The organism is Bacteroides sp. (assembly GCF_019417265.1).
Lineage (GTDB): Bacteria > Bacteroidota > Bacteroidia > Bacteroidales > Bacteroidaceae > Phocaeicola.
Genome location: NZ_DXVR01000088.1, coordinates 1 through 8,889, shown reverse-complemented (window position 1 = coordinate 8,889; position 8,889 = coordinate 1). Strand labels below are relative to the sequence as shown.

Annotated in this window: 9 protein-coding genes; 6 read left to right on the top strand and 3 right to left on the bottom strand. The window is 41.0% G+C overall.

Going from position 1 to position 8,889, the window contains the following annotated elements:
• Positions 1-1,102: MutH/Sau3AI family endonuclease (locus tag QZ379_RS10210; protein ID WP_291564055.1), on the bottom strand; the 1,102-nt coding region annotated here is incomplete at its 3' end.
• Positions 1,103-1,870: 768 nt separating this feature from the next.
• On the opposite strand from QZ379_RS10210, the gene QZ379_RS10205 reads away from it, so the two are divergent.
• From QZ379_RS10205 to queF, 3 genes are all read left to right on the top strand, one after another.
• Positions 1,871-2,557: a queuosine precursor transporter gene (locus QZ379_RS10205; protein WP_291564052.1), complete on the top strand. Its 687-nt coding sequence runs from the start codon at positions 1,871-1,873 to the stop codon at positions 2,555-2,557.
• 8 nt (positions 2,558-2,565) lie between these two features.
• Positions 2,566-3,225 carry a 7-cyano-7-deazaguanine synthase QueC gene (gene queC / locus QZ379_RS10200; protein WP_291564067.1) on the top strand — a complete coding sequence of 220 codons (660 nt, stop codon included), beginning with the start codon at positions 2,566-2,568 and terminating at the stop codon, positions 3,223-3,225.
• Positions 3,226-3,382: 157 nt separating this feature from the next.
• The gene (gene queF / locus QZ379_RS10195) at positions 3,383-3,838 is read left to right on the top strand and encodes a preQ(1) synthase (RefSeq protein WP_291564049.1); all 456 of its coding nucleotides are present in this window, start codon (positions 3,383-3,385) and stop codon (positions 3,836-3,838) included.
• Positions 3,839-4,027: 189 nt separating this feature from the next.
• Here the strand turns inward: queF and QZ379_RS10190 are convergent, their stop codons facing one another.
• Entirely contained in the window at positions 4,028-5,854 is a 1,827-nt protein-coding gene (locus QZ379_RS10190; protein ID WP_291564046.1) for a DNA polymerase III subunit gamma/tau, read from the bottom strand.
• A gap of 192 nt (positions 5,855-6,046) precedes the next feature.
• On the opposite strand from QZ379_RS10190, the gene QZ379_RS10185 reads away from it, so the two are divergent.
• Together QZ379_RS10185 and QZ379_RS10180 are read left to right on the top strand one after the other, a co-directional pair.
• Positions 6,047-6,361, top strand: coding sequence for a septum formation initiator family protein (locus QZ379_RS10185; RefSeq protein WP_291564043.1), 315 nt, complete (start codon positions 6,047-6,049; stop codon positions 6,359-6,361).
• Positions 6,354-6,695 (top strand): hypothetical protein, encoded by a 342-nt coding sequence (locus tag QZ379_RS10180; protein WP_291564040.1) that lies wholly within the window; start codon positions 6,354-6,356, stop codon positions 6,693-6,695. The genes QZ379_RS10185 and QZ379_RS10180 overlap by 8 nt, the downstream gene beginning before the upstream one ends.
• Positions 6,696-6,713: 18 nt before the next feature.
• On the opposite strand, the gene QZ379_RS10175 is transcribed toward QZ379_RS10180, so the two are convergent.
• The gene (locus QZ379_RS10175) at positions 6,714-7,991 is read right to left on the bottom strand and encodes a cytidylate kinase family protein (protein ID WP_291564037.1); all 1,278 of its coding nucleotides are present in this window, start codon (positions 7,989-7,991) and stop codon (positions 6,714-6,716) included.
• A 126-nt stretch (positions 7,992-8,117) separates the two neighbouring features.
• Here QZ379_RS10175 and QZ379_RS10170 point away from each other — a divergent pair, with 126 nt between their 5' ends.
• Positions 8,118-8,801 (top strand): AraC family transcriptional regulator, encoded by a 684-nt coding sequence (locus QZ379_RS10170; protein ID WP_291564035.1) that lies wholly within the window; start codon positions 8,118-8,120, stop codon positions 8,799-8,801.
• Positions 8,802-8,889 lie beyond the last annotated feature (88 nt).

Genomic DNA, 8,889 nt, shown 5'->3' with positions numbered 1-8,889 from the left:
CTATATTACTACTAGACCATTCTTCAAAATCAATATGCTTGAGCTTCATATCTTCCGTCCTGCCACCTTGTGGGGTAATTGTTATGGTTTTTGCAATAATTCCTGATTTTTTAAAATCTGAAATTTGATTTAGTTTATTGCAATCAGCATCAAACATCTTCAATACACACTTACTGCCAAAATCTTTGGTTGATACAGATGTACTAATACTAAACAATTCTTTCATTTGGCTGAATGTCATTCCTTTATATTTTTCTGTAATAGTATGACAACGGTCATCCAATTGTGAAAAACTTGAGAATGATTCTTTTAACTGAACCTCTGTTGCTGTACGGCTCTTATTGAAGTGACCACGCACAATATAATCGACAAAAGTCTGCTTCAGTCTGTAACGAGGTTTTTGATAAGAACCTGTTGACTTCTTTTTGAAACTGGGAACAAGTTCGATCAATAACAAATCAGGTCTGAGCACATGAGTGAAACCTTGCAAATTCTCGTTACGCTCTTCTTGAGTTCGGTATTTTTCATAAACACTCTGAAGATAGTCGCGAACTATTTCCCAGTCATTCTGCAACTTCCGTCTTTCTTCATCAGAAAATCTATTATAACAATAATCAACTATAGGAAATTTTGAATATTCTGATGATGAAACCGCATCATACGATTTATACTCATAGAATACTATCAGCAAATTCTCGGATTTTTCCCAAAAGTGAGATGTCATAAAATCATGTTGAATATCAGGTTCAAAAGTAACTCCAGTAATACTAATACCCTCTTTAGCACCGAGATAAACATTATATTCAGAACCAGTTTTTCCCTTGACATTTTCTAAATCTGATTTTGGAATGCGTACCCCAGTTGTTTTCAACTCCGTGAGAACACCATCAATTTCTATATCACATTCTTGTTTACTGTCACGAGCATACCCAAAAACTGACTGCTCAATTACGTCTCCAGCAATACCAGTAATCTTACTACTCTTCTTAGTACGAGCAAACTGATTAGATTTATCAACCTCACCTAAAGTCTTACCTTTAATTCCTTCAAGAAGGTTATATATAAATTCTTTTGTATATTTTCTATCTTCTGAAACAGCCATTATAATATAATTATTGAACAAATATTTTTAGACAAGAATTGATTTTGAAACGCAAAAATAAAGAATTAATACGAAATATTATGATGTCTTTCCAAAGATATTAATACTATAATAGATTTATTATGATATAAATTGATATTGATGTCCCATTAAAATTTTGACGAATTTAAAATTAAATAAATCTAAATTGGAGTCTTTCCGTTTTTTAGGTCTAAGTTTTGACTTCAGGTAAGAAGTCTGTCAATTATCTTTTGTGCGGTATAACTGACTGTCTTTTGTGTTTCCAATCATTCTCCGAACTTTTCTTCGTTTAAACCGAACTTTCTCTCCAAACATTAAGAGTAATCACCGAAGCTTTTTGCATTATCACCGAACTTTTTTTGTTTACAGTGTACTTTTCGAGGGTACTATTTACCCTGTTGCCCACCTCCTCAACAGGTATCCTTCCGTATCCTCCTCAATTCAGATTATAAATGTGGTATAGAAAGAAATCGCTCATGTTTGATATTATGTTTTTGCCCGGCAGGAATTTATCAGCATCTACATATAGTCCAATTGTGTAAACTTATCTGTAATGACATTTGTATCACGATATTTATACAGCTATTCTCAATTTTATACTCATATTCATTCACAAATATAACTTTTTCTTGCATATATCGCAAATACTCTGTATTTTTGCAGCCGATTTAAAAAAAGAGAACATTAACATGCGATGCCGTGAATAGCGGTCGTGTATTCTAGAACACCACGTAAAAAACAGGAACGATGAAAAAAGAAAATCTCGTATCAGTACCTTTCATGGTCTTGGGTATTGTGTTTTGTGTCTGCCTCGTGGCAGCCAATCTTTTAGAGGCCAAAGTCGTACAACTCGGTCCGATTTCCGTAACTGCCGGACTGATAGTTTTCCCAATCTCTTACATTATCAATGACTGTATTGCCGAAGTCTGGGGCTTCCGCAAGGCGCGTCTTATCATTTGGATGGGTTTCCTTATGAACTTCATGGTAGTAGCCTTAGGTAAAGTGGCAGTGGCTCTTCCTGCGGCTTCTTTCTGGGAAGGCGAACAGGCATTCGATTTCGTGTTCGGTCTTGCTCCGCGCATCGCGGCTGCCAGCTTGACTGCTTTCCTTGTAGGTTCATTCATCAATGCTTTCGTTATGAGTAAGATGAAGATTGCTTCGCACGGAAAGAACTTCTCTGCCCGTGCCATTGTTTCAACTTTGGCTGGTGAAGGTGCCGATTCAATCATTTTCTTCCCGTTGGCTTTCGGCGGACTGATGCCGGTGAACGAACTGCTGAAGATGATGGCGGTGCAGGTAGTTCTGAAAACGCTTTATGAAATCATAATTCTCCCTGTGACTATCAGGGTGGTGAACTACATCAAGCGTGTGGACGATTGTGATGTGTATGATGAGAACATCTCATATAATGTGTTGAAGATTAAGGATATCTGATTATGACTATGAACAATGAGGCCGCACTTGTAGTTTTCAGTGGCGGTCAGGATTCTACCACTTGCCTGTTCTGGGCAAAGAAACATTTCAGAGAAGTTTACGCGCTTAGTTTCATCTATGGTCAGAAACATGTGAAGGAGGTGGAACTGGCAAGAGGAATTGCCGAAAGGGCAGGAGTGCATTTTCACGCAATGGATGTATCGTTCATCGGTCATCTTGGCAAGAACTCTCTTACTGATACTTCAATAGTGATGGACGAGGAAAAACCGGAAGGCTCTTTCCCCAATACTTTCGTGCCGGGAAGAAACCTGTTCTTTCTCAGTATAGCTGCCGTTTATGCGCGCGAACATGGCATCTGTCATCTGGTGACTGGAGTTTCTCAGACAGACTTCAGCGGTTATCCCGACTGCAGGGATTCGTTCATCAAATCGCTCAACGTAACTCTTAACCTTGCTATGGACGAGCAGTTCGTGATTCACACTCCGCTGATGTGGATAGACAAGGCTCAGACATGGGCTTTGGCCGATGAGCTTGGAGTGCTTGATTTGATAAGAAACGAGACTCTGACATGCTATAACGGTGTGCAGGGTGACGGATGCGGACATTGTCCGGCATGCAAGTTGCGCCGCGAGGGACTGGAGAAATATCTTAACTCTAAAGAAAAGTAATATAAATGTATCGTTTCGTTCTGAAGAATGAATAGAAACACTTGGCGTGACACGTAGGTGTTCCGCGCGTGACACGTTCGTGTTTCGCTCGTTACACGTACGTGTTCCACCCGTTACACGAACGTGTAACGGTAAATATGTTTAGGAATTTGATATAATGGAAAGAAAAGAAGAATTGACATTGCTTGGAGGCAGTACTGTTTATCGTCAGGACTATGCCCCGGAGGTGCTTGAGGCTTTTGTGAACAAGCATCCTGAGAATGATTACTGGGTACGTTTCAACTGCCCTGAGTTTACAAGTCTTTGTCCTATCACCGGACAGCCTGACTTCGCGGAAATCCGCATAAGCTATCTGCCTGACGTAAAGATGGTGGAGAGCAAGAGTCTGAAGCTCTATCTGTTCAGTTTCAGAAATCACGGTGATTTCCATGAGGACTGTGTTAATATTATAATGAAGGACCTTATCAAACTGATGGACCCTAAGTATATCGAGGTGACAGGCATATTCACTCCGCGCGGAGGTATCTCGATTTATCCTTACTGCAACTACGGCCGTCAGGGAACGAAATATGAGGAACTGGCTGAGTATCGTATGCGCAATCACGATTTGTAATTATTATAAGAAGTTAGAGGAGTTAAAGGAGTTATAGAAGTTACTTTTTAATAAGAAGTTACATTCTGTAAGAAGTTAATGAAGTTTATAAATACAAAATTAGAGAAGTTAATCCAATGCTTGAATTTTAATTCGCATGAATTACTTCCCTAATTTCTTTAACTTCTCTAACTTCTTTAACTTCTTCTTTTATGATAACTCCAGTCCGAATTCCTCTTTCAGTTTCAGCAGATTAGGGTTTTTCTTGCTCATCATCTGGAAACGTTCCACATGGCTGTAAGCTCTGATGTTCTCATCGGCTGCACTTACGCGGACAGTCATCCTGATTTTTCTGTTGTGAAGCTGTTCTCTCAAGTGATTTTCTATCTGCGGTGCCAGCTGATGCATGTATTTCTGAACCATCTCGTTGTCTACTGCCACTTCGAATGTAGTCTGGTCGTCAAGAAGTTTTGGCGACATGTTCATCATTCGTCCTGCATTAGCGGCTTCCTCCTTAGGCAGTCGGGTGGCAAACTCTCTCCAGTAGTAGTTCAGATCCTTGTCATACACCACATAGTCTTCCCATTCTTTCTCTACTTGCTGAATCTGTGCTTCAGGCTTCTGGGCTACAGTTTCTTCCTGATACTGCGGTCTTCGTTTAATCGACGGCCCGAGTATTCCACCTTTTACCACCGGAATTTTCTTTTCCTGGGCAACTTTCAGTCCGTCAGGCAGTTTGTGCTCCTGCTGTTGGGTGTGGGTGTTGCCGTATTGCGGTTGAGGCTCTGAAGTGTTCTGCTGTACCGGTTGCTGCATGTTCTGTACATGAGCCGGTTGTTGCTGGTTTACAGGTTGTTGCTGTGTTGCGGTCGGAGCAGTCTGCTGGTTGAAGATTGGTTTTATCACTTGCTTAGGGCCACGCCCATTGCCGGCATCATCTTCTTCGGATGTTATCTGTGCCAACTGTATCAGTGTCAGCTCTACCAGGAGACGTTTGTTCTTGCTCTGTCTGTAGTTCAGGTCGCAGTCGTTGCACAGTTTCATTGCCTTGTAGAGGAACTTCTGCTCGCATTTCTGTGCCTGAGCCTTGTATCTTTCTCTGATTGACGCACCTACTTCAAGGAGTTGCAGTGTCTGTTCGTCGCGGCTCACAAGCAGGTCGCGGAAGTGTGAACTAAGTCCGGTGATGAAGTGGTTTCCGTCGAATCCTTTCTTCAATACCTCGTTGAACAGAAGCATACATTCCGATACTTTGTTTTCAAGAATATAGTCTGTCAGTTTAAAATAATATTCGTAATCAAGTACGTTGAGGTTTTCGATGACACTCTTGTAAGTGATATGCCCGTTGGAAAAGCTTGTCACCTGGTCGAAGATAGACAAAGCGTCGCGCATACCTCCGTCAGCCTTTTGGGCTATTACGGTCAGTGCCTCAGGTTCAACGTCTATGCCTTCTTTCTGTGCCACACTTTGAAGATGTTCCACAGTGTCTGTCACGCTGATTCTGCTGAAGTCATATATCTGACATCGGCTCAGGATAGTAGGCAGAATCTTGTGTTTCTCTGTTGTGGCAAGGATGAATATGGCATGATGAGGCGGCTCTTCAAGGGTTTTCAGAAAAGCATTGAAGGCAGCCGTAGACAGCATGTGCACCTCGTCGATGATGTAAACCTTGTATTTGCCTATCTGTGGCGGGATGCGTACCTGCTCTATGAGCGAGCGAATATCTTCCACAGAGTTGTTTGATGCGGCATCCAGCTCATGGATATTGTATGAACGCTGCTCGTTGAATGCCTTGCATGATTCACATTCGTTGCAAGCCTCGCCGTCCGGTTTAGGCGACAGACAGTTGATGGTCTTTGCGAAAATACGAGCGCATGTGGTTTTTCCTACTCCTCGCGGTCCGCAGAAAAGATAGGCATGAGCCAGCTTGTTGTTGGCAATGGCATTCTTCAGAGTCGTTGTGAGTGCACGCTGTCCTACTACGGTGTCGAATGTGGCAGGGCGGTATTTACGTGCTGATACAATATAGTTGTCCATAATCAGGATTAGTTTTTCTTGTTTAAAAAAGTAATGGCAAAGATAATTATTTCTGCCGACAATTCATTATACCGTATGTAAGATTTGGACTTTTGTCTTTGTATTTCTTCTTAAGACAACCTAAAAACAGAGAACCCAAATTTCTAAATACCGCTTTAAATGCTTATATTTGCGCCAATAAATCTTTTTGTCATGAAAGAGAAACTGGAAAATATATGGAATTTTGTGCGTCTTCACAAATACGGTGTCACATTGGCCGTGTTTGTGTTGATAATAGGTGTTCTGGATGAAAACAGCTGGATACGCCGTTTGGAACATCGTGCTGAAATAAACAGACTGAATACAGAGATAAGACATTATCGCAAACAGTTTGATGCCGACAGCAAGTTGCTGAAGGAGATATCCACAAATCCTGAGGCACTGGAGAAAGTGGCCCGCGAAAAATACATGATGAAAAAGGAGAACGAAGATATATTTATTTTTGAACAGGACTTGGAAGATGAATAAGACAGACAATATAATAGCCATATCGGGCGCAGTAGTCCTTTTCGCAGGACTGATAATGCAGTTTGTGAAATTTGAATATGCACCATATATCTATATCGCCGGTGCTCTGATGTTCGGCTGGATACAGGCAAAGACAGGACGCTATTACGGCAAGAACATTGTACTCAGACGATTGAAAAGGCAGCAGCTCATAGGAGCAATGCTGATGGTCATAGCGGGTGTGATGATGATAGTTTGGCATCACAACGAGTGGATTCTGTGTCTGAGCATTGCTGCAGTGCTTGAACTCTATACGGCATACCGTATTCCATACGAAGAAAAAAAGGAGAACTGATGTTCTCCTTTCGTTTTTTTATAGCTTTCTGTAAATGTCTTTTACCAGTCGGCAGGCTGTTTCAAGGCCTATGCTTCCGGTGTTAATCATCAGGTTATAGTGGTGAGGTTCACCCCATTTCATACCAGTGTAATATTCATAATGATGTATCCTGTTACGGTTGATGCGTCTGATTTCCGTTTCGGCATTCTCCTTGTTTATGCCATATTCGGCCGTACATCTTGAAATGGCAGAGGCCATGTCCGAATAGCAGAACACTTTCAATACCTTCGGATAGTCTTTCAAGATATAATCCGCACACCTTCCCACTATAATGCAGGACTCCTTTTCGGCCAGTTCCTCAATAATCTTACTTTCTGCTACAAACAGAACATCGTCCGATGAAATACTTCCTTCCAATGTCTGTTCAGAACTTTTTGAGAGAATGCATTTAAGCCAGAATGACGGAATGGACTGTTCGTTCTGGGCGATGTATCTTTCGTCCATACCGCTGCGTTTGGCGTCCATACCGATAAACTCTTTTATTCCAAGCTCCTTAGAAAGCATCTCTCCAAGCTGATGTCCGCCGCTGCCATATTCGCGTGCAATGGTGATAATCACATTCTTATTATCTTTCATACCGATTGCCTTCTCACTTTCAGCAGGTGCTATCCATTTGTCGAGAAATGCGTAATACGGACTGACGAAATGAACTATCGGACCTACTATCAGTGCTGCAACTACAGTACCCTCACGTACTCCGTAAACTCCAGACATGAATATCAGCGACAGCAGACAGGCCGAGGCTGCCAAAGTTATGTCAAATCCGAGTTTTACATATCCGAACTCGCCATGAAACCGTTTCGTGATGACTTTTACTATATATTCGCCTGACAACATGGCTGCATTTGCCTTTACTTCGAGTGCGATACCTACAGCCAATATCACACAACCTATCAGCAGAGCTATAATCATACTTGGATATGTGGCGGGATTGAGCCAGAACAGAATGTAGTGCATACATATGTCTATGAATATTCCAAAACAGAAAGAGATTGGAATCTGAAGCAGATACATCCTTAAATCGTCTTTCAGGTCTTGGCGCGTCATCATGAAAGGTTCGAGAACGACGAACAGTATGTTCAGCATGATAGTCCATTCGCCGATAGTGAAAGGAGTGAACATACTCAGTACATATGTAACGCTGGTAATGGGTGATGTACCCAAGGCTGCTCTGGTGATAAAGGCTATCCCAAGTGCGTTGATAAACAGTGCTACACAGAACAGGAGATAGCGTCTGAATAAAAATTTGCTCATATTGTATTTGTCATTTGTAAAACAGTTGCAAAGTTCACCCTAAAATCTATAATGACAGATATAAAAGAACAACTTATTTTGGTTTAAAACGAAACAAAAAGTATCTTTGTAGTAAAAAAACGGATTATGGATATCTCTGTGTATGAGGTAATGAAATCAGATGGAATGACGGTAGGAAGTACGTGTTACTTTGATTTCGACCGTAGTTCCCGCGGTTATAGCGGAATTATGTTTGAAAAGGGATTTTTCTTTCTTCTCGTCATAAACGGAACAGCAAGGCTTTCCGATATTTATGGCAATTATGACCTTAGCCGTGGAAAACTTGTTGTTCTTACACCGAGTACTACAAGCTCAATCGGACACTTCGATGCAGACTTTTCGCTGAAAATCATATATATAGTACCTTCGTATTTTGATAGTCTTCCCGACGGGCAGCCGCTGTATAATCAGGTGGCAAGGTATCTCGGCAATTACAGGCTTCCGGTGTTTGATATTGAAAGTGAAAGGTTCTCTTATCTGAAACAAACCATGTCGCTTTTTGGTGACCGGCTTAATGCTATGAATGTATATCACTACGGAATAATACGAAACCTGTGTAATTTCTTCCTTTTACAGATAGCGGATGCCTTGTGTACTGAAAACAACGATACAACTGTGTATGTAAAACGTGAAAACGAGATATTCCGCAACTTTAAGAAACTTCTTGTAGAGAATTATCGCAAACATCACTCCATAGGTTTTTATGCCGACAGTCTGAACATCACGACCACCTATCTGTCGCAGAGTAAACGCATCAATTTTTTTCTTTAATATAATTTAGTTTTTTAAATACTTATATCACCTTGATTATCAACATTTTAAATTTGCGTATATCTATATTTTTTACTATCTTTACAAT